This window comes from Mesorhizobium cantuariense, assembly GCF_042647205.1.
Classification (GTDB): domain Bacteria; phylum Pseudomonadota; class Alphaproteobacteria; order Rhizobiales; family Rhizobiaceae; genus Mesorhizobium; species Mesorhizobium cantuariense.
Map to the genome: position 1 here is coordinate 5,978,826 of NZ_JBHRVD010000001.1, position 20,214 is coordinate 5,999,039.

Annotated in this window: 17 protein-coding genes; 4 read left to right on the plus strand and 13 right to left on the minus strand. The window is 63.9% G+C overall.

Features of this window, described 5'->3' with window-relative positions:
• The first annotated feature begins 41 nt into the window (after positions 1–41).
• Positions 42–716, plus strand: coding sequence for an HAD family hydrolase (locus ACFOJ9_RS29175; RefSeq protein WP_378984054.1), 675 nt, complete (start codon positions 42–44; stop codon positions 714–716).
• Positions 717–719: 3 nt separating this feature from the next.
• Here ACFOJ9_RS29175 and ACFOJ9_RS29180 read toward each other — a convergent pair whose 3' ends face one another.
• The 6 genes from ACFOJ9_RS29180 to ACFOJ9_RS29205 all read right to left on the minus strand — a co-directional run bounded on the left by ACFOJ9_RS29180 (position 720) and on the right by ACFOJ9_RS29205 (position 7,735).
• The gene (locus ACFOJ9_RS29180) at positions 720–1,808 is read right to left on the minus strand and encodes a DUF930 domain-containing protein (RefSeq protein ID WP_378984057.1); all 1,089 of its coding nucleotides are present in this window, start codon (positions 1,806–1,808) and stop codon (positions 720–722) included.
• A 158-nt stretch (positions 1,809–1,966) separates the two neighbouring features.
• On the minus strand, positions 1,967–2,725 hold the full coding sequence (locus tag ACFOJ9_RS29185; protein WP_378984059.1) for a 5'/3'-nucleotidase SurE: 759 nt from the start codon (positions 2,723–2,725) through the stop codon (positions 1,967–1,969).
• Positions 2,722–3,888, minus strand: a complete 1,167-nt coding sequence (locus ACFOJ9_RS29190; RefSeq protein WP_378988115.1) for an MBL fold metallo-hydrolase — start codon at positions 3,886–3,888, stop codon at positions 2,722–2,724. The genes ACFOJ9_RS29185 and ACFOJ9_RS29190 overlap by 4 nt, the downstream gene beginning before the upstream one ends.
• Positions 3,888–4,967, minus strand: a complete 1,080-nt coding sequence (locus tag ACFOJ9_RS29195) for an ABC transporter ATP-binding protein (RefSeq protein WP_378984061.1) — start codon at positions 4,965–4,967, stop codon at positions 3,888–3,890. Before ACFOJ9_RS29195 ends, ACFOJ9_RS29190 begins: the two co-directional genes overlap by 1 nt.
• A complete protein-coding gene (locus ACFOJ9_RS29200) occupies positions 4,955–6,658 on the minus strand; it encodes an ABC transporter permease (RefSeq protein WP_378984064.1) in 1,704 nt (567 codons plus the stop codon). The genes ACFOJ9_RS29195 and ACFOJ9_RS29200 overlap by 13 nt, the downstream gene beginning before the upstream one ends.
• 90 nt (positions 6,659–6,748) lie before the next feature.
• A complete protein-coding gene (locus ACFOJ9_RS29205; RefSeq protein WP_378984066.1) occupies positions 6,749–7,735 on the minus strand; it encodes an ABC transporter substrate-binding protein in 987 nt (328 codons plus the stop codon).
• Between the two features lie 261 nt (positions 7,736–7,996).
• Here ACFOJ9_RS29205 and ACFOJ9_RS29210 point away from each other — a divergent pair, with 261 nt between their 5' ends.
• On the plus strand, positions 7,997–8,968 hold the full coding sequence (locus ACFOJ9_RS29210; RefSeq protein ID WP_378984068.1) for a sugar-binding transcriptional regulator: 972 nt from the start codon (positions 7,997–7,999) through the stop codon (positions 8,966–8,968).
• Between the two features lie 12 nt (positions 8,969–8,980).
• On the opposite strand, the gene ACFOJ9_RS29215 is transcribed toward ACFOJ9_RS29210, so the two are convergent.
• From ACFOJ9_RS29215 to ACFOJ9_RS29235, 5 genes are all read right to left on the minus strand, one after another.
• On the minus strand, positions 8,981–9,349 hold the full coding sequence (locus ACFOJ9_RS29215) for a hypothetical protein (RefSeq protein ID WP_378984070.1): 369 nt from the start codon (positions 9,347–9,349) through the stop codon (positions 8,981–8,983).
• A gap of 113 nt (positions 9,350–9,462) precedes the next feature.
• Complete coding sequence (locus ACFOJ9_RS29220) at positions 9,463–10,872, minus strand: pyruvate dehydrogenase complex dihydrolipoamide acetyltransferase (RefSeq protein ID WP_378984073.1); 1,410 nt, start codon at positions 10,870–10,872, stop codon at positions 9,463–9,465.
• A gap of 3 nt (positions 10,873–10,875) precedes the next feature.
• Positions 10,876–11,874 (minus strand): alpha-ketoacid dehydrogenase subunit beta, encoded by a 999-nt coding sequence (locus ACFOJ9_RS29225; RefSeq protein WP_378984076.1) that lies wholly within the window; start codon positions 11,872–11,874, stop codon positions 10,876–10,878.
• Positions 11,874–12,902, minus strand: a complete 1,029-nt coding sequence (locus tag ACFOJ9_RS29230; RefSeq protein ID WP_109665283.1) for a thiamine pyrophosphate-dependent dehydrogenase E1 component subunit alpha — start codon at positions 12,900–12,902, stop codon at positions 11,874–11,876. The genes ACFOJ9_RS29225 and ACFOJ9_RS29230 overlap by 1 nt, the downstream gene beginning before the upstream one ends.
• 2 nt (positions 12,903–12,904) lie before the next feature.
• Complete coding sequence (locus ACFOJ9_RS29235; protein WP_378984079.1) at positions 12,905–14,233, minus strand: NAD(P)H-dependent oxidoreductase; 1,329 nt, start codon at positions 14,231–14,233, stop codon at positions 12,905–12,907.
• A 275-nt stretch (positions 14,234–14,508) separates the two neighbouring features.
• Here ACFOJ9_RS29235 and ACFOJ9_RS29240 point away from each other — a divergent pair, with 275 nt between their 5' ends.
• Positions 14,509–15,564 carry a thioesterase domain-containing protein gene (locus ACFOJ9_RS29240; RefSeq protein WP_378984082.1) on the plus strand — a complete coding sequence of 352 codons (1,056 nt, stop codon included), beginning with the start codon at positions 14,509–14,511 and terminating at the stop codon, positions 15,562–15,564.
• Between the two features lie 18 nt (positions 15,565–15,582).
• Positions 15,583–15,981 (plus strand): AMP-binding protein, encoded by a 399-nt coding sequence (locus ACFOJ9_RS29245; protein ID WP_378988118.1) that lies wholly within the window; start codon positions 15,583–15,585, stop codon positions 15,979–15,981.
• Here ACFOJ9_RS29245 and ACFOJ9_RS29250 read toward each other — a convergent pair.
• Both ACFOJ9_RS29250 and ACFOJ9_RS29255 read right to left on the minus strand, forming a co-directional pair.
• Positions 15,897–16,904 carry an amino acid ABC transporter substrate-binding protein gene (locus ACFOJ9_RS29250; protein WP_378984084.1) on the minus strand — a complete coding sequence of 336 codons (1,008 nt, stop codon included), beginning with the start codon at positions 16,902–16,904 and terminating at the stop codon, positions 15,897–15,899. The two genes, ACFOJ9_RS29245 and ACFOJ9_RS29250, sit on opposite strands and share 85 nt — an antisense overlap.
• Positions 16,905–17,023: 119 nt before the next feature.
• On the minus strand, positions 17,024–20,080 hold the full coding sequence (locus ACFOJ9_RS29255; protein WP_378984086.1) for an aminotransferase class III-fold pyridoxal phosphate-dependent enzyme: 3,057 nt from the start codon (positions 20,078–20,080) through the stop codon (positions 17,024–17,026).
• Positions 20,081–20,214 lie beyond the last annotated feature (134 nt).

Sequence of the window (20,214 nt, forward strand, 5' to 3'; positions counted from 1 at the left end):
TGCCGATAGCGATGTGCGGAATTGACTTGAGGGAGAAGCGCGTGGCGCAATCAAGGCCTATCATTTTCGATTGCGACGGCGTTCTCGTCGACAGCGAGCCGCTGGCCGCCCGGGCCTATGAGCGCGTCTATGAAAAGCACGGCATGCCCGGCGTTCACGTCGGCATCATCGCCCAGTGCATCGGCATGAAGCAGTCCGACATCATCGCCAAGATTAGGGAATTGACCGGCCACCAGTTTCCGCCGGCGGCAGACAGCGACATCTGGGCCGAGACCAAGGCGCTGTTCTCCGAGGAATTGAAGCCGACACCGGGAATCGCCGCGTTTCTGCAGACGCTTGCCGGCGACCGCTGCGTTGCCTCGTCATCCTCCGTCGAGCGCATAAACCACAGCCTTGCCGTGACCGGACTGGCAGGGTTTTTCGGCGATGCGATCTACAGCTCCTCGATGGTCAAGAACGGCAAGCCGGCGCCGGACATCTTCCTGTTCGCCGCCGCCAGGATGGGCGCCAACCCAGCTGACTGCATCGTCATCGAGGATTCGCCCTTCGGCATCCAGGGCGCGGTCGCCGCCGGCATGACGGCGATCGGCTACACCGGTGGCGGCCATACCTATGCCGAGCACAGCGCGCGGCTGACGGCGGCCGGTGCCGATTTCATCTGCGCCGACTGGCATGAGGTTAGCCGGCAATTGGCTGGACTCGGCGTGCCGGCCTAGCTCTTAGCGAACAGGCAGTCCAAGGCGGACCCATTGGTCGGGCGGGATCACTGGCCCAACACGGAAGTTGAAGGACAAGACCTTCGTCGCATCGGTGTCGACCTCACACCGGAAGCCCAGATGATACCATGTGGTTGTCGTGCGGAAGGCGACATCCGGGGCGTCGAGGATATTACCGGCCTTCAGCGGAACACTTGGGATCAACTCGGGGAAATAGGAGGCGTCCAGCAATTGTTGCTGCAACGCGCTGGCGCAAAGTTGGGCAGCCCGCTTGCCGCGAGGCACACCGGCCATCGAGGTCGTGGCCAACGCATCGCCGGTAGCGCCTTGTGAGTAAAGCTTGCGGACGCCCGGGAGGCCCGAATAGATCCGCGATTTAGCAACGGCCACGTCCGTCGAGCTTGGCTTCCTGGCGCTTCCGCTTCCGGATTTAGAGACCTTTGAAGGGCTGGGTTTCGGCGCATTTGCGGGTTTAGGCTTCGGCGCTTCGGCTGATGTGGGAAGCTCGATCTCACCTTCGCCGGCAGCCAATGGCGTTGGTGACGCTTCCGGCTCTTGTTTGTCTGCCTGCTGTTTATCCATCTCCTCGGTTGAAGTTGCCTGCTTCTCTGCATCCTGTGTGGGCTCGGCCGATTTGTTCTCTGCCTGCTTCGGCTCAGCAGGCGGCTTCGACGTGTCATCCTTGGCCGGCGACGGCGAACTGTCCTGAGCATTGGCCCCATCCAGGGATTTCCTCGGGCCGGCGTCCTTCTCGCCGAACTCGAAAACAGGCTTCAGGACTTCGATTGGTGGAGATTTCTGAGCCTGCTTTTCCGGCGGAGGTGGTTTTTCAACTTTCTGCTCGGGCGGTTTTTCAACCTTCGGTTCCGGCGGCTTTTCGGCTTTCTTTGGCGGCGGTGCAGGAGCAGGTTTCGGTTTCGGCTGATCGGGCGGAAGCACGAGCGCGACATTGACCGGCTGCTCCTCCTGCGGCTGTTGGGGAGGCACGGGCAAGCCATAGACCAGGAACGCCGCGATGAGCGCATGCAGGACCAGCGATGCGGGCAAAGCCCACAGCAGATGCCGCCACCGTTCTCCTGTCTCGCTCTTCATACTGACCGATGTGGAATGAAATAGCGGCGGCTTCAAGCATAGGTAGTGGATTGACTTAATTTAACCCCTGACAGGTTGCTGATCGGACGATGCGCAGAGCAGCGCCAGTGAGGCACGGTGCGACTCAACCAGCTCTACGATCGATTCAAGATCTGAGATCAGCCGGTTTGCCGTTGGCTCGAAATCCCATCCAGAAACCGTTCGTCCAACCGCGTTTCACCAAACCAGTTAAGCCGGTTGATGCTGACGAAGCCGGCATCGATCGCCTCATTCTCGTCGCCTGGCTGGCTCGCATGGGCGCGGCCTCGGGGAATGGTGATGACCGTGCGCTCGCCATCTGTCTCCACGATCTCGGCCTTGCGGGCGATTTTGTCGCGGCCGATGCGCGGCTGGCGGATCTCGGCTGGAAGCGAGGTGGGTAGATTGACGCTAAGCCAATGCCCCTCCGCCCCCCAGTCGGCGCGCGATCGCCACAGGGGCGCGATCAGCGCACCAAGCCATTGGTCGTCGCCGCCGGTGAAATCGGGATTTTTCACGCGCGAGAAGCCGATGGCCGGCAGACCCCAGAAAGTCGCCTCGCGCGCAATGCCGAGCGTGCCGGAATAGGCAAGGTCCTCGGCGACGTTGCGGCCGTCATTGACGCCCGACAGCACCAGGTCCGGTTTCCGCGCATCGGCGAACAGCCACGTCATCGCGCTGACCGCGCAATCGGCCGGCGTGCCGGAACAGGAGTACCAGTTCGGTTTGACGCGCCGCATCGTCAAGGGCCTGGCGATCGTCAATGACGAGCCGGCAGCGGTGCGCTTGCCGTCGGGCGCGACCACCCAGACATCGTCGCTCAACCGGCCAGCAGCGTTGACGAGACGGGCAAGCCCCGGCGCTTCGATGCCGTCATCGTTGCAGATCAGAATTCTCATCGTTTTCTTGCCTCCGGCACGGTGATGCGCTGGCCGGTATGGCATTGCGTGCGCAGCGACGGGATGTGGGTTTGCAGATCGCCGAGAAGGTCCGGCGTGCAGGAATGACCGAGTGCCGTGGGTCGCCCGGCCTTCTCCCAGATGTCGACATTGCCCGACAGCGTCGGATGGGTCGGCATGCGCACCCAGTCCGCCCGGCCGGCCTTGTGCAACAGATCGCCCGGCGAACCTGACGGCAGATGCCCGGTGAGCAGCACCGGAAAACCGGCCTGGTCGGCACGCGGCAGCAGCCGCGACGACGGGCCAGCCTCACCCATGCCGTCATCCGCCAGCAACGGCATTGACGGCAGGGGATCGGCATCGGTCCAGTCGGCGGCATCCTGCAAGCGGCGGCGCAGCAAATCTGGAACACCCGGCAGCAAAGCCGCCGTAGCACCGATCTGCGCTTCCAGGGACAAACGCATGCCGGCATGGACGGCAAACGGCCCCGGCAAGGCCGCGATCAGTTCCAGTGATCGGCCCGACAGTGGCGTCGGCAACAGACAACCCTTTGAATGCCTGGCCACCCATTGCGAGATTTCTCGCGCCCGGGCCGCCCCCGGCACCGGATCGGCACCGTAGGAGGCGTCGAGAACAAGCAGGTCGCAGTGCGGGATCGTGTCCATGACGAACACATTGCTGTCCGGCACCACATCGGCCGAATAGGCGACGCGGTTTTCGCCGTCGTCGACCGCAAACCAGACACCGCCCACGACATGCCCGGACCGTCCCGTCCTGATCGCGAGATTGCCGCTCTTCAGCGTATCGCCGGGTTCGAAAAGCTCGATGCGATCGCCTGGAAAGGGAAACCGTCGGAGATCCCCGGGATCGCCATAGCCGGCAAGCGTGGCCGGCGCCTCGTCGCGGGTCTCGGTCGTCATGAAAATCGGGCCATCATAGCCGCGCGCCAACAGCCAGCTCAGCGCGCCGACATGATCCTCATGGGCATGCGAGACGAACAGCGCATCGATGTCGGCGACCGACCCGTTCAGGGCCGGATAGTAGTCCGTGCCGGAGGCGCCGACCTTGATGCCGATGTCGAGCAGGATACGATCGTTGTCGCTGCTGACGGCAAGGCTGATGCGGCCCTTTTCGCCAAAACCGCCGAGCAGGTCGAGCATCATCACGATGCTGCCCCCACCGCCGGGATCAGCCAGCCCGATCGTATCCGCAGACGCGCCTTCGCTCCGCTCTGCAGTACAACCGGGTCGGGCTGCTCGAAATGCAAGGTGAGGACAGGGCTGGCGGAAGGCGTGAATTCAATGCGCGCCGAGCCGCCCTGATAGATCACCCGCTTGACCAAGCCGTCGAAGCCGGGGCCATCGGGCGACACGTAGAGATCGGCTGACCGGCAGCAAATCTTCGCACCGGCTCTCGGCTGTTCGCCAGGCCGGCAGCGGACAACCAGTTCAGCGCCGAGCACCCGGACCTTGCAATGGCCTCCTTCTTCCGCGCTCAACACATCTGCGGGCAACAAAATGCCTTGCGAAATGAACGAGGCCACCATTTCATTTGCCGGCTCATGATAGAGCTGGCGCGGCGTCGCCAGCTGGGCAAGACGCCCGTTGTCCATCACTGCTATACGATCGGCCAGCGCCATCGCCTCGGCCTGATCATGGGTGATGTAGACGATGGTCGTGCCGGTGCGCTTGTGGAAGGACGCGAACTCGTCCTCCATCGAGGCCCTCAGATGCACGTCGAGATTGGCGAGCGGCTCGTCGAACAGCACCAGCGAGGGCGCGGCGACAAGGCAGCGTGCGAGCGCCACCCGCTGACGCTGGCCGCCCGAGAGGTTGGCCGGCCTGCGGTCGCCCAGCCCTTGCAGGTTGACCAGGGCGAGTGCGTCTTCAACCTTCTGGCGCGCGACCGCTTTGTCCAGCTTCGCCACCTTCAGCGAATAGCCGATGTTCTCGGCGACCGTCATGTGCGGCCACAGCGCATAGTTCTGGAAGACGATGCCGACGCGCCGCTTTTCCGGCGCGACGCTGCCGCCTTTGCCCGACACGACCTCGCTGCCGATGCGGATTTCGCCTGACGTCACCTTCTCGAATCCGGCGACGAGCCGCAGCAACGTCGTTTTGCCGCAGCCGGAGGGGCCGAGCACCGCCAGGAACTCGCCGTCGGCGACGTCGATCGACACGTCCTTGACGGCATCGAAATCGGCAAAGCTCTTGGTCACTTTGTCCAGGCTCAATCGCGCCATGGCAGCACTCCGGTCGGAAGGTAGGGGGCAAGCAGATTGGTCACCAGCATCAGTACGAAGGTGACCGCTACCGTGATGACGGACATCGCCGCCGCGTAGTTGGAATCGCCGCCCTGCTCGAAGGAAAACATCACCACGCCGATCGTTTCCGACCCCGACGACCACAGCAGCGCCGAAACGGTGAGCTCGCTGAGCGCCGTCATGAAGATCAGCAGGCCGCCGGCGATTGCCGCCGGTGCCACCAAGGGAAAGATGATCGTGCGCATGCGCGTGAACAGCCCGGCGCCCGCCACTTGCGCTGCCTCCTCCAACGCCCGGTCGATCTGGTGGTAACCGCTGATGGTCGGCCGCAGCGCCAGCACCAGGAAGCGGGCGAGATAGGCGTAGAGGATGATCCAGACGGTGTTATAGAGCTGGAGGCCGGTCAGCGGGATCGGCCGCAGGAACAGCAGCAGCGAGGCGATCGCCAGCACCACGCCGGGCAAGGCATAGGGCAGTTCGACCGAGAGATTGAGCAGCCGCACCCAGCGCTGCTTGCCCCAGGCGATCAGATAGCCGATCGGCACGGCGACCAGGACCGCGAAGAAGGCCGCCGAGATCGATAGCCAGAAGCTGTTGAAGAAGGCGCGGCTGGCCGCGTCATGTTCGAACAGCACGAAGCGGTAATTGTCGAGCGTCGCCGTCTTGGCCGTGAGCGCAATGCCGTAGCCCGGCACCAGCGATGTCAGCACCAGCCCGAACAGCGGCAAGAACAGCACCACCACGATCAGCAGCCCCATGCCGGCCTGGACGGTGGGCCGCCAGCGGCCGAGCTCATAGGGCTCGGCCGCCAGCGAGGTGGAGCTGATGCGATAGTCGCGGCGGCGGCTCATGACCTCCTGGGCGAGGATACCAGCCATGGCGATGACGCCGATCAGCACCGACAGGAACGCGGTTTCGCCGAGCACGGCGGGACCGCCGCCGGCCAGCCGCTGGTAGATCAGCGTTGGCAGCACGAGATAGTTGGCGGGAATGCCGAGAAAGGCCGGAATGCCGAAATTGCCGACGCAGGAGACGAAGGCGAGTGCCGCGGCCGCCATGATCGACGGGGTCATCAACGGCAGCACGATGGTGACCAGCACGGTGAACCAGCCGGCGCCGCCCGCCCGCGCCGCTTCGACCAGCTCGCGCGGCAGCTTGCGCAGGCCGGCGCGCACCAGCAGGAAAACCAGCGGGCCATACTGCACGCCGAGCAGCAGGATGATGCCCGAGGTGGAATAGAGCGGGTTTTTGGTGCCGAGCGGGGGTGCCGCACCGAAGAGCTTGAGGAATGGACTGGCAGGGCCGAACAGTTGCAGCCAGGCCAGCGCAGTCACCTGCGGCGCGATCATCAACGGCATGACGTAGCAGAGCACCAGGGCGCTGCGGCGACGGATGTCGGTCAGGGTGACGAGGACGGCGACCAGCGTTCCCGACAGCACCGCAAGCAGGGTGCCGCCGACGCCGACGACCAGCGTGTGCCAGGTCGCGATCCAGGTCGCCGGGCTGGCGAGCCCGGTCTTTATCGCGGCGGTCGACAGCGTGCCGCCGGGCGCCACGATCTCCTTGATCAGGCGCAGCATCGGCAGCAGCGAAAGCAGCACGATGACGATGGCTACCGCCGCCGTCAGGGCCATTTCCTGGCCCCGGCTTTCCCTGATCCGTGTTGACATGATTGCGTTTCCTAGGGTCGATCAGCCGATGCGATCAGGTTTCGCCCGTCAGGGATGCCGCTTGAACGGCATCCCGCTGGGATTGCCGGCTCAGCCGCCGAACAGTTCCGAGAACTTCGCCTTGTCGGCGTCGGTCTTGGCAACGATCGCCTTGGTGTCGAACGGCATCACCTTGACCTTGACGCCTTCCGGCAGCCATTCGGGGCGGCCGACCGAGGCGCGCGCCGGCAGATAGCCCATCGACAGCGCCAGCTTCTGGCCGTCATCGGAAAGAATGAAGTCGACGAATTTCTTGGCGCCGTCGACATTCTGGGCCGTCTTCATGATGGCGACCGGTTCGGTCACCGCCGGCACGCCTTCGCTGGGGAACACGAACTCGACCGGCGAACCCTTCTTCTTGGCGTTCATCGCCATGAAGTCGACCAGGATGCCATAGGGCTTCTCGCCTGATGCCACCGACTTCAGCACGGCGCCGTTGCCGCGCACGCTGACGGTGTTGTTGGTCTTCAGCTTCTGGAAGAAATCCCAGCCATAATTGGCGTCGCCGGCGAAGCCCGAAAGCAGGTAGGCGGCCGCACCCGAATAGAGTGGGCTCGGCATGACCAGGCCGTCGGCATAGGCCGGCGTGACGAGATCGGCCCAATGCTCAGGCTTCTCGGCCGCAGCGGTGTTGTAGACGATGCCGGTGGTGATCAGCTTGCTGCCGAAATAGGTCTTGTCGGCGTCATAGGCATCAGCCTCGATGCCATCGAGCTTGGCCTCGGGATAAGGCAGCAGCCGGTCGTCCTTCTTCAGCAGCTCCATGCTGACCGCGTCGGCGATCAAAAGCACATCAGGCTGCGGACTGCCGGCGGCAAACTCCGCTGCCATTTTGGTGAGGATGTCGCTCGTTCCCGAGCGATAGATGGTCACGTCGATACCGGGCTGCGCCTTCTTGAACGCATCCACGGTCTTGGCCGCGTCGGCTTCCGGCTGGGATGTGTAGAGTGTCAGTGTTTCGGCGTTTGCCACGCCGGCAAACAAAGTTGCCGCGAGCGCCAGTTGGCTGGCGAGCAGCTTGATGAAGTGCGTCTTCATGAGACCTCCTGTCTTGTCTGTGCATGACCGGTCCGGCCCCTGGCCAGTTCCCCGTCTCTTCCTCCCTGCACGGCGCATATGACTGGTGGATGACACAGCGCGTGAAACCCACAAAATATGTTCATATGTATGATGTCAATTACAAATGAACAGGACTGTGCGACAATCGACGCGTCGGGGATCCGCATCAGTTGACATCCGGCGGCCGTTTCTCCGAAGAGAGCAACCCGGCCAGGCCATGGCTCATGAGGACGAAGACCGATGCCCACGGAAAAACCCCGACCGGCTCACCTGCCGATGGTCTCATCGGACCTTAACGTCAAGACGGCATGGCTCTATTATGTCGAAGGCTTCACGCAGGAGCAGATCGCCGAAAAGCTCGATGTCTCCAGGGTAAAGGTCATGCGCACCCTGGCCGCCTGCACCGCCGAGGGCATCGTCGTTACCATGATCAATGCCCCGACGGCCGAACAGGTTGGACTCGAGCGGGCGCTCGAGAAGCGCTGGGGTCTCAACGCCGCCGTCGTCATCCCAACGCCGTCGGCGCATGACCATCTGGAAAAGGCGATCGGCCATGCCGTCGCCGCCTATCTTGGCGAGCAGATGCAGGACGGCATGACGCTGGCGATCGGCGGCGGAGCGACGCTGCATGCCAGCCTCGGCTTCCTCGCCCGCCGGCAACTGAAGCGCGCCTCCGTGGTGGCGCTTGTCGGCAGCCTGCCGCATTCGCAATGGATCAATCCATCCATCGTTGCTGCCAAGGTCGCCGATGTCTTCGAGGTCGACAGCTACCAGATCACCGCGCCGGTGATGGTGGACGATTCCTCGTTGCGCGATCTCCTCTGGGCGCAGCCAACCCTGCAGGATGTACGCCAACGCGCCGCCGCCGCCGACATCGCGCTGCTCACCGTCGGCGACATGTCGCCCGACGCCACCATCTTTCGGCACGGTATCGTGCCGTCATCGCTGATCGCTCCGCTGAAAGCGAAGGGCGCGGTCGCCAACATGCTGTGCTATTTCGTCGACGCCGCCGGCGGGCTGGTCGACCACGAGGTCAACCGACGCGTCATGGCCATCGATCTCGATGTGGTCGGCCAGGTGCCGAATGTCGTTCTTGCCGCCGGCGGCAAGCGCAAGGTCGCGGCGATCCTCGCCGCGCTGAAGGCCGTCGACACCAATGTGCTGATCACCGACAGCGATACGGCCACGGCACTGCTTGCGAAGGGCGGCTGAGCCGACTTTCGGTTAGATCAGCCCGCGCTCGCGCAAGAAATCCTCGACGCCGACATGGGTCATGGATTCGAATTCGGCGACCGCTTCGGCCACCCGCTTGCGCTGGGCCGCCAGCAGCGTGAACACCTGCTTCATCTCGCCGGACACACCAAAACGGCTCCACCGCTCGGCGATGTGCGTGGGCAGGCCGATGTCGGCGCAGAACGCATCCAGACTGTCATAGCCGAGGCTCGCGACAAGCTGCTTGGTCGCTTCCGCCGACATGCGCGGCTCGAAGGCATGATCGTGCAGGCGCTGCGCCACCAGCTTGATATCGGACGGCGACGCGCCCATGACCTTGCCGAACAAGGTTTTGACGTCAGATGGGTCGAATGCAGGCATAATTTGGCCTCCCTGGATCGCAATCCAGATAGAACATGGGTCAAGGGTTGGCGCCTGACAAGTCGTTTCTGATGTAAGCCGGCGCATCGTCTGGCGCCGGCTTACATCAGGACCTACACGAGCATGCCCATCGGATTCTCGATCAGCCGCTTGAAGGCAACCAGCAGTTCGGCACCCAGCGCACCGTCGACGGCGCGATGGTCGGTCGACAGCGTCACCGACATCACGGTAGCGATTTTGATCTCGCCATTCTTGACCACCGCCCGCTCCTCGCCGGCACCCACCGCCAGGATGGTCGCATGCGGCGGGTTGATGACAGCGGCAAAGTCCTTGATGCCGAACATGCCGAGGTTGGACACCGCCGTGGTGCCGCCTTGATATTCCTCCGGCTTCAGCTTGCGGCTGCGCGCGCGGCTGGCCAGATCCTTCATCTCGTTGGAGATGGTGGACAGCGTCTTTTCGTCCGCCTTGCGGATGATCGGCGTGATCAAGCCACCGGGGATCGAGACCGCAACGCCGACATCGGCATGCTTGTGCTTGACCATGGCGCTTTCGGTCCATGAGGCATTGGCATCCGGCACCGCCTTCAGCGCCATCGCCATCGCCTTGATGACCATGTCGTTGACCGACAGCTTGTAGGCAGGTGCCTCACCCTTATCGGTCTTCTTCACCGGGGCTGCGGCATTGATCTGCGTGCGCAGCGCCAACAGCGCATCGAGCTCACAGTCGAGCGTCAGGTAGAAATGCGGGATTGTGGTCTTGGCCTCGACCAGCCGGCGCGCGATGGTCTTGCGCATGTTGTCATGCGGGACGAGGTCGTAGGAGCCGGCCTCGAACAGACGCAGCACGTCCCCCTCCCCCTTGAGGGGAGGGTGGCCGGCCGTAGGCCGGTCGGGTGGGGTCGCCTCGGCAGTGCTCGACGCCAGGGCGGTGCTGGACTGGGCGGTGCCTTCTGAGGCGACCCCCTCCGTCCGCTTCGCGGACACCTCCCCCTCGAGGGGGGAGGAAAGCGCTGCATCGACGTCGGCTTTTACAACGCGGCCGTATGGGCCTGTGCCGGATATGGCTGAAATGCTGAGGCCGGTTTCGCGAGCCAGACGCCGCGCCAAAGGTGTCGCGCGGGCTTTCCCCTCCCCCTCGAGGGGAGGGTGGCCGGCCGCAGGCCGGTCGGGTGGGGTCGGTTCGACCGGACGCGGCTCAAGGGCGGTGCCTCCTGAGGCGACCCCCTCTGTCGACTTCGTCGACATCTCCCCCTCAAGGGGGAAGATTGGCGCATAGCTTTCATCGTCGGCATAAATCCATGCAACAGCTGCACCGACCGCAATATCGACACCTTCCTTGCCGGTGACGTCGCGCAACACGCCGCTGGCCGGCGCGTCGATCTCCATCGCGGCCTTGTCGGTTTCGATCTCGAACAGCACATCGCCCTTCTTTACCCTGGCGCCTTCCTCGGCAAACCAGCGCGAGATCTGTCCGGTCGCCATGTCCATGTCGACCTTGGGAAGAATGACTTCGGTCGGCATGGGTTAGCGGACCCCTTTCACGAGGTCGCGCGCGGCGGTGATGATGTCGGGAACCTGCGGCACCGTCGCCTTCTCGAGTTCCGGATTGTAGGGGATCGGCGTTTCGGCGCCGCCCAGCCGCACGATCGGCGCATCGAGATAGTCGAACGCTTCGCTCTCGGCGATCATGGCGCTGACTTCGGCGCCGATGCCCAGCGTTTTGACCGCTTCGTAGACGCACATCAGCCGCGACGTCTTCTTGACGCTGTCGATGACGGTCTGCTTGTCCATCGGCCGGATGGTTCGGAGGTCGACGACTTCGACGTCGATGCCTTCGCTCTCCAGCGCGGCAGCGGCGTCGAGCGCCTTCTGCACCATGATCGAGGTGGCGACGATGGTGAGATCCCGGCCCTCGCGGCGGATATCGGCCTTGCCAATCGGCACCGTATAATAGCCTTCGGGCACCGGGCCTTTCATCTTGTAGAGCAGCTTGTGCTCGAAGATCATCACCGGATCGGGATCTGCGACCGCCGCCAGCAGCATGCCCTTGGCATCATAAGGCGTCGCCGGCTGGATCACCTTGAGGCCCGGCACGTGGCCAAGCCAGGCCTCGAGGCTCTGGCTGTGCTGGGCCGCCGCACCGGTGCCGGAACCGGCGGGAAAACGCATCACCACCGGAACCGAAACCTCGCCGCCCAGCATGAAGCGCATCTTGGCCGCCTGGTTGACGATCTGCTCCATGGCGAGCGTGGCGAAATCGGAAAACTGAAATTCGAAGATCGGCCGCATGCCGGTGAGGGCGGCGCCGACGGCAACGCCCGCGCCGCCCAGTTCCGAAATCGGCGTGTCGATCACCCGCTCGGTACCGAAACGCTCGACAAGATCGCCGGTGACCTGGAAGGCGCCGCCATAGACGCCAATATCCTCACCCATCAGGAAAACGCGTTCGTCCATGTCCATGGCGATAGCCATGGCTTCCTGGATCGCCTGGGCGTAGCTCAGTTCACGCACCATCGCGTCCATCACGCCTGCTCCGTATAGACATAATTCCCGGTGTCGCGAACGTCAGGCGACGGGCTCGCCTTGGCGAACTCTATGCCGTCGGCGATCTCCTGCGCCACGGCGTCGCGAATGGCCTCGATGCCCTTGTTGTCGATGAAGCCGAATTCCCTGAGCTCGCTTTCAAACAGGGTGATCGGATCGCGGTTCGACATCCAGTCCTCGATCTCCTCCTTGGTGCGATAGCGGTTGCGGTCGCTCTTGGAATGGCCGCGATGGCGATAGGTCTTGGATTCGATCAGCGTCGGCCCCTCGCCCGCGCGGGCTCGGGCGACAGCCTGATGCGATGCCTCGGCGACCTCGGAGAAGATGTTGCCATTGACGATGACGCCCGGCATCGAATAGGCGGCGGCGCGCTCGGCGATGTTCTTGACGGCGGTCGAGCGGGCCGTCGATGTCGACATGCCGTAGCCATTGTTCTCGCACACGAAGATCACCGGCAACTTCCAGATCGCCGCCATGTTCAGCGCCTCGTGGAAGGCGCCTTCATTGTTGGCGCCATCGCCGAAGAAGGAGACCACGACCTTGCCGGTCTTCATCATCTTGGACGACAGTGCCGCCCCGACGGCGATCGGAATGCCGCCGCCGACAATGCCGTTGGCGCCGAGATTGCCCTTGCCGACATCGGCGATGTGCATCGAGCCGCCACGCCCCTTGCAGTAGCCGGTGGTCTTGCCGAAGAACTCGGCGAACATGCGCTTGACCTCGGCGCCCTTGGCGATGCAGTGGCCATGACCGCGATGCGTCGAGGTGATCTGGTCATCCTCGGCAAGCGGCATGCAGATGCCCATGGCGCTGGCCTCCTGGCCGATCGACAGGTGCATGGTGCCGTGGATGAGGCCGCGCGTGTAGCACTCCTCCGCGCCCTCTTCGAAGCGGCGGATGAGGTACATCTTGTAGAGCACCTGCCTGAGCTGCTCGGCGCTGTACTGGCGATAGACGAAGGGCAGATTGGCGCGACTATCAGTGACGGCTTTGCTGGCTCCGGCCATGATCACGCTCCCGCGGACCCATAGACGAGCTTGTCCTGGCGGGCGCGCAGTTCAGCGATCTTGGAGCCCGCCGCGGGAGCGGCATTCGCGTAGGTGATGAGTTCGCCCTTCTTGATCGGCGCGGTGACCGAGCCGCCCTGCAGCAGGCCGCAGGGAATGGCCTTGGCGGCGCGCGCCTCCGGCGTCGTCATAATCCAGGCGCGGTAGCAATATTCGCCGATCGCATCGAGCTTCTCGCCCGGCTTCATGTCTTTCTTGGCCACCGCGCAGACCTCGGCCACCGGTTTGGCCAGCGGCACCATGTCGGCCTTGCCGTAGAGCACGACGCGGGCGCAGGTCAGCGGCACTTCGAGCGAGGTCAGGTGATAGGGACGGTGGAAGGTGAAGTACGGGCCTTTGCCCATCTTCAAATCTTCCATGCGCTCGGAGATGCGGGGATGCGACATGTCGGCAACGACGAAGACACCGGGCGCGACACCCTTGCCGATCGAATAGTCGACAACGCCGACCTTCGACAGCACGCCACCATCCTTCTGCGGCACCAGCACCTTGGACAATTCGCCGAGCGTCGCGGCCGGGCCGTGCATGCCGGCCTTGTCGGGAACCAGCCCGGTGGCATTGGCGATCGCCGCCATTTCGACCATGGTCTTGGAGCCGTCGACGAATTCGACCAGCATGCGCACATTCATGTGCCGGCGCTTGGCTTCCTCCTCATAGTCGGGGGGAATGGCGTCGATGTTGAGCGGATTGTTCTTGCCCTTGCCGGCGGCAACGATCGGGTGCCCCATGGCCGAGACGAACTCGATCAGCTCCATGCAGGAAGACGGCTCATCGCCGGCGCCCAGCGAGTAGGTGACGCCGAGGCGGTCGGCCTCGCTTTTCAGATAGGCGCCGATGGTGACGTCGGCCTCGACATTCATCATCACCAGATGCTTGCCATGTTCCATGGCGCGCAGCCCGATCTCGGCGCCGACAGCGGGAACCCCGGTGGCGTCGATGACGACGTCGATCAGATCGTTGTTGATGACAAGGCTGGCATCGTTGGTGACCGCGATCTTGCCGGCCTCCATCGCCGCCGTCATCGCCGAAGCGTTCGAGACTTCGCGCGCATGCCCGGTTTCCTGGAAGGCGATATCCACCGCCTTGCTGGCCGCGGGCAGGTTCAGTTCGGAAATGGCGCCGATCTCGATGCCCGACATATGGGCGACGCGGGTGACGATGTCGGTTCCCATCTCGCCGGAGCCGATCAGGCCGATGCGGATAGGCTTGCCCGACTTGGCGCGTTCCTCGAGATCGCGGGCAAGACCCGTCAACGAAACATTGGAAGCCATACCGCTTATTCCTCCCACATTGCAGGCTTGTTCAACTGCCTGACGGGTATTGAACATCTGTATTTCTGTCAAGACTAATGTCCAAATCCGTCGGCTTTTAAGCTACTTTCCCGGCTGCCCGACCGCAGGCGAAAAAGAGGCTGGAAAAGCAGATGACCCCCATGAAAGTCAGACGATTTTGACGCCGCCTGTTCCCGGCAAAAGGCAGCCGGAGCTTGTTCGCTGGACTGTCCGTGCGCAAAAGGCGCATAGAGGCATCGGTTAGGGGCTTTCCGATGAACGTTCAACAATGGGTGCGGCCTGCCGCGCTGCCGGGTGATGGCCCGGCGCATGCGATCGCCGGTATTTTCGCCGCGGAACTGCAGATTCCGACAGTTCAGCTCGACGACAACTTCTTCGATCTCGGCGGCGACTCGCTGACGGCCGAGACTTTGGTGCTGGCCGTGCAGAAGCGGTTCGGCGTCAAGTTGCAGACCTCCGTCCTGCTCGGGGCGCAGACGCCACGCGAGTTCGGCCGGCTGATCGCATCGCTGGTGCCGGTCCATCCTGCCCGTCTGCTGATCATGTCGGTGTCGGGCAGTGTCGGCCATGAGCCGATCGCCATGATCCATGGCATTTCCGGTTCGGCCCTGTTCGCCAATCGCTTCGGCAAGCGACTGAAGCAGAAATACGCCGTCCTGGCCGTGCGCGGCATGGGGCTCGAGCCCCGCGAGACGCCCTATTCCAGCATGGCCGAATTAAGCTCCAACTATTTTGAAGCACTCACTTCGGTGACCGGCCAGCATCCCGACATCATCGGCGGCATATGCGCGGGCGGCCTGCTGGCGATCGAGGTCGGCCGGCTGAGCCATGAAGCAACCGGCAAGCGGCCGGCACTCGTGCTCATCGATCCGCCCTCGCCCGGCTCGGCCTGGCTGAAACCGATGCCGGACGATCGCATGACCGAGAGCAGGCGCCGCCAGATCGCCCGCAAGGTGATCTACTGGCGCCTGTTGCGTGACGGTGTCAGCATGGTCGGCCTGGGGCAGACGCGCCTTGGGCGGCATCTGCGCAAGAAGGCGTTCAAGAGCGCGCTCTTGCAGGCAGCGGCCGGATTCGTGCCCTCGTCCTATCCCTGCGACATCCTCATTCTCGCCAGTTCCGAGTGGGGCGCCACGACGGCGGAGCAATACAAGGGCTGGGCATCCGACATGGCCACCATGAAAACCGTCGTCATGCCGGGTGAGCACAACAAGTTCCTCGCGGCCAACATGGATGCGATCGACGCGGAGATCATCGCTTTCCTCGCCGCGAGAGACCCGGCAGCGCGCGACGTTCAGCACCAGCAATGAATTTTTGGCCAGGACATACTGGAGGCCTTCGCCGCCCATGGCGACCGCGTGGCGATGGTCAGCGGCCGCCAGCAGATAACATACAGCCAGTGTCTGGAGCAGATCGCTCATCTCGCCGCCAATTTCAGGACGTCGGGACTGCGCGCCGGCGACCGCGTCGGCCTTGCCATGGTCGACAATATCGAAGTCGTTCTTTCGATCGTTCCATCGGCCGGCGTCCGCAACTCCTTCGGCACCAGTTTCCGCGCATCAGGCGCCGCTGGATTGCGTCTTCAGGATCGCCGAAACAGGGCCGCGCGCGTCACCGAAACGCACGCGGCCCTGCTGGGATATCAGCGCGCCGGTGGCGCGTACATCAGGCCGCCGGCGTTCCACAGTGCATTGATGCCGCGCGCTATCTTCAACTGGCTGGACTGACCGAGATTGCGCTCGAACATCTCGCCATAATTGCCGACCTTGGCGACGATACTGTAGGCGAAGGCAGGGTCGAGCCCAAGCTGCTGGCCATTGTCTCCGTCAACGCCGAGGAAGCGGCGAATCGTCGGATTCTGTGACTTCAGCGAGGCTTCCACATTGGCCTGGGTGACGCCTTCCTCTTCCGCCTCGATCAACGAGAACAGCGTCCAGCGCACGATGTCGAACCACTTGTCGTCGCCCTTGCGAACGGCCGGACCAAGCGGTTCCTTCGAGATGATCTCGGGCAGCACGGTGAAGGCGGCGGGATCGGTCAGCTTCAGGCGCTGCGCATACAGCGCCGAGGCGTCCGTGGTGTAGGCATCGCAGCGCCCGCTATCGAACGCCTTGATGATGCTGTCGGCGGAATCGATGACGACCGCCTCGTACTTCATCTTGTTGGCGGTGAAATAGTCGGCGACATTCTGCTCGGTGGTCGTGCCCTGCTCCGCGCAGACCGTGGCGCCCGACAGCTTGAGCGCGCTGTCGACGCCGAGCTCCTTGCGCACCATGAAACCCTGGCCGTCATAATAGGCGGCGCCGACGAAATGGATGCCCATGCCGGTGTCACGCGACAACGTCCAGGTCGATTGCCGCGACAGGATGTCGACGGTACCGGCCTGCAGCGCGGTGAAGCGTTCCTTGGTCGACAGCGGCACGTAGCTCACCTTGTCGGGGTCGCCGAAAACGGCGGCCGAGACAGCACGGCAGAAATCGATGTCGAAACCGCCCCATTTGCCCTGGTCGTCGGGTGACGAAAAACCGGCGACGCCCTGGCTGACGCCGCACAGGATCGACCCCCTCTGCTTGACGATGTCGAATGTGTCCGCCCGCGCCGGCATCGTGGCCGATGCGAGCAAGAGCGCGGTGATCAATGCATGTTTCATGGTTTCCTCCCTTGATGAGGCAAAGCCTCTCCTCCCGCCGGCACGTCGAGCGCCGGAAGTTCGCGAAATCGTTGTCCGTAAATTCCGCCCGCGTGCCGGCTGGGCGCGCTGGATCCGTTCTAAGCCCCTTCCGCCAGAGCCGCCGCCAGCGTCTCGTCGAGAACGCCGACCAGATGATCGGCATTGGCCCGGCTGAAGATCATCGGCGGGCGCATCTTCAGCACATTGTCGTGCGGCCCTTCGGTGCCGATCAGCACGCCGCGTGCCCTGACCCCGTCATTGACGCGGCGGGCAAATGCTGTCGCCGGCGCCTTGCTGTTGCGGTCCTCGACCAGTTCGATGCCGAGAAAGAGCCCTTGGCCGCGCACATCGCCGATGATGTCGTAGCGGGTCTGCAAGGCCTTGAACCGCGCTATGAGATAGTCGCCGATCTCCAACGCATTGCGCCTGAGGCCGTCGCGTTCGATGACGTCGAGCACCGCAAGCCCGGCCGCGCAGGACACTGGATTGCCGCCGAAAGTGTTGAAATATTCCATGCCGTTGTTGAACGAGGCGGCGATCTCGGCGGTCGTCACCACGGCCGCCATCGGATGGCCGTTGCCGATCGGCTTGCCCATGGTAACGATGTCTGGCGTCACCCCTTGCGTCTCGAAAGCCCACCAATGGCTGCCGACACGGCCAAAGCCGACCTGCACCTCATCGGCCACACAGATGCCGCCGGCGGCGCGCACCATCGCGTAGACTTCCGCGAGATAGCCGTCCGGCAGGAACACCTGGCCGGCAACGCTGGGGATCGATTCCGCCAGGAACAGGCCAGGCGCGCGGCCCTCTCTGGCCATCGTCGAGATCTGTTCGGCGACGCTTTCGGCAAAGCGCCTTGCATGCTCCTCCAGCGGCCATTCGGCCGGGGCGTGGTAGCTGTCGGGAATGGTCGCCTCGAACACATGCGGCGGACGCCCCTTGCCGCCCTTGCGCTTGTATTTGTAGGGGCTGAGGTCGATCAACTCCTGCGTCGTGCCGTGATAGCCCCAGTCGAGCACGATCGCCTCGCTGCGGCCGGTGTGGGTTCGCGCCATGCGCAGCATCAGGCTGTTGGCCTCGCTGCCCGAACAGGCGAAGGACGCCACCGACAGGCCGGCGGGCAAGGTCGCCGTCAGCTGTTCCGCATAGGTCACGATGGCGTCGTGCAGATAGCGCGTGTTGGTGTTGAGCTTCGCCGCCTGTCTGGCGATCGCCTCGACCACGTCGGGATGGGCATGGCCGAGGTGGCAGACATTGTTGAAGCAATCGAGATAGGCGCGGCCATTGTCGTCGATCAGCCAGACGCCTTCGCCGCGCACGAACTTGATCGGCTCGGAATAGGAGATCGAGAGATTGGGCAGCAGCGACGCCTTGCGCGCGGCGACGATCTGCGGTCGGGAACGACCGCTTTGCCGGAAGGTCTCGGGTGGAATGCCGGCGAGGTCGGCGGCGTCCGGAAACAGCTCCTTCCAGACGGCGAGATAGCGTTCCTCGCCGACACCGAGGATGTCGCGTGCCGCAAGGCTTGTGTCCGTCGATATCTGGAAATGCAGATGCGGCGCCCAGCCGCCATTTTCGGTGGCCGATCCCATCTCGCCGACAAGCGCGCCGGCTTCGAGGTGCTCGCCGGCCTTCAGCCGGCCTCCCGCCTCATGCGCCATATGCCCCCACAGAGTGATGAAGGTCGGACACGCCGGCGGCGCATGCTCCAGCGCCACCAGGCAGCCATAGCCGAGCGGATCCTCCTCGATCTCGACACTTCTGACGGTGGCGGCCAGCGGCGTGTAGAGCCGCGTGCCCGCTGGCATGAAAAGATCGAGGCCGAGATGATTGGCGCGGCGGGCGCCTTCCACGAACCGCGAGCGGAAGATGTCGCTGGTATAGACCGTGCGCGCCTCGCCCCACGGGCCGATGCCGAGCGTAATGCCATGCTCGGCGCAATAGGCATCCCACCATGCGGTCGCCTTGTCGGGCTGTTGCGCCGCCGATGTCACCGTCATCGGATTTTGCGGATCGCCATAAGGCACCAACGCCTTGGCAAGCGTCGCCGGGTGGAGGTCGAGAATGGGCGCAAGCTGCGCGCGGTTGGCCGCGATCCAGCCCGTGACGGCACGCGCTCCGGGCGCGGCCTCGAAGCCGCAGGCATGGCGCAGGATCGCCGTCGCGAAGCGCCGGTTCATCGCTCCCAAGCGTCGCAGCAGGCGCCAGGCCGGCGCTTCCGAGATCGACAGATAGGGATTGTCGGTGGTCCGCTCCTTGCGCGCCGCCGACAGCGTCACCGAGGTGACGAGACGCATCGCAATGAGATCGAAGAGCAGATCGAGCTCCTCTTCGCGCAGCGGATATTCGGCATGGAACCCGGCGGCAAGACGGGCGGCGGCGCCGATCGGATCCTCGACATCGAGGATGGCATAGGCACAGGCGACCGCTACCTCGGCGATCAGCACGCTGTGCAAGGCATCGCCGAAATCGATCAGTCCGGCGACACGCTCGGGCCGCTCCGGATCGACCAGCACATTCCAGTCATTGGCATCGTTGTGGATCACCTGAGCCCGCAACGCCGGCAGCCGGGGCGCGATCGCGGCATCGAAATGATCGAGAAACCGCTCCAGCAAGGCGCGATCCTGATCATCGTCGATATGGTGAAGGCGTTGCCGCGCATCGCCTGCCCGGCGAATGTCCCAGTCGAACGAGCGCAGGGCGCCGGGGTGGATGAAGCCTTGCAGGGCGCGGTCCAGCCGACCGAGCGCGCCACCGAGGCTTTCAAGCAGCGCAGGAGTGGACGGGCTCTCGGCCAACGGTCGGCCGGCAAGCCACGACACCAGGCGCACGGCATGATCTTCGCCACCGCCGCCGGTGGCATGAGCGAGCGATGTTCCCCGCACCGTCATCCTGAGACGCGGTACGGCGAGATGAGGGCTGTTGCGCTCAAGGTGATCGAACAGCGCCGTCTGGAATTCGCTCTCATCGAGCGGCTCGCTGGCGTTGACGATCTTGAGGATCCACAACGAATGGTCGGGCGCGGTCAGCTTGAAATTCTGGTCGCGCTCGCTGTCCAGCGGTGTGACGCTGCCGGCAATGCCGAAATGCCGCGTGGCGATATCGATGGCATCGCTTTGCGAGAACTGAGGCGCTGGGTGGGAAACATTGGTCATCGGCGATCCGCATCTGCTTTCTCAAAGCTTGGCATGGGCTTAGAAATCGGGCATCCGGCAAAGCGTCGGTTACGCCGTCACAATGACCGCATTGGCCGGCACATTAACGGAAGCGGATGGGAGCGCGTGGTGTG

Coding starts and splice junctions, on each gene's coding strand:
- ACFOJ9_RS29215 (WP_378984070.1), bottom strand. CDS start 9,349: ATGCCTGCATTCGACCCATCTGACGTCAAAACCTTGTTCGGCAAGGTC.
- ACFOJ9_RS29255 (WP_378984086.1), bottom strand. CDS start 20,080: ATGACCAATGTTTCCCACCCAGCGCCTCAGTTCTCGCAAAGCGATGCC.
- ACFOJ9_RS29225 (WP_378984076.1), bottom strand. CDS start 11,874: ATGGACGCGATGGTGCGTGAACTGAGCTACGCCCAGGCGATCCAGGAA.
- ACFOJ9_RS29210 (WP_378984068.1), top strand. CDS start 7,997: ATGCCCACGGAAAAACCCCGACCGGCTCACCTGCCGATGGTCTCATCG.
- ACFOJ9_RS29195 (WP_378984061.1), bottom strand. CDS start 4,967: ATGGCGCGATTGAGCCTGGACAAAGTGACCAAGAGCTTTGCCGATTTC.
- ACFOJ9_RS29200 (WP_378984064.1), bottom strand. CDS start 6,658: ATGTCAACACGGATCAGGGAAAGCCGGGGCCAGGAAATGGCCCTGACG.
- ACFOJ9_RS29240 (WP_378984082.1), top strand. CDS start 14,509: ATGAACGTTCAACAATGGGTGCGGCCTGCCGCGCTGCCGGGTGATGGC.
- ACFOJ9_RS29190 (WP_378988115.1), bottom strand. CDS start 3,888: ATGATGCTCGACCTGCTCGGCGGTTTTGGCGAAAAGGGCCGCATCAGC.
- ACFOJ9_RS29205 (WP_378984066.1), bottom strand. CDS start 7,735: ATGAAGACGCACTTCATCAAGCTGCTCGCCAGCCAACTGGCGCTCGCG.
- ACFOJ9_RS29220 (WP_378984073.1), bottom strand. CDS start 10,872: ATGCCGACCGAAGTCATTCTTCCCAAGGTCGACATGGACATGGCGACC.
- ACFOJ9_RS29180 (WP_378984057.1), bottom strand. CDS start 1,808: ATGAAGAGCGAGACAGGAGAACGGTGGCGGCATCTGCTGTGGGCTTTG.
- ACFOJ9_RS29235 (WP_378984079.1), bottom strand. CDS start 14,233: ATGGCTTCCAATGTTTCGTTGACGGGTCTTGCCCGCGATCTCGAGGAA.
- ACFOJ9_RS29250 (WP_378984084.1), bottom strand. CDS start 16,904: ATGAAACATGCATTGATCACCGCGCTCTTGCTCGCATCGGCCACGATG.
- ACFOJ9_RS29185 (WP_378984059.1), bottom strand. CDS start 2,725: ATGAGAATTCTGATCTGCAACGATGACGGCATCGAAGCGCCGGGGCTT.
- ACFOJ9_RS29230 (WP_109665283.1), bottom strand. CDS start 12,902: ATGGCCGGAGCCAGCAAAGCCGTCACTGATAGTCGCGCCAATCTGCCC.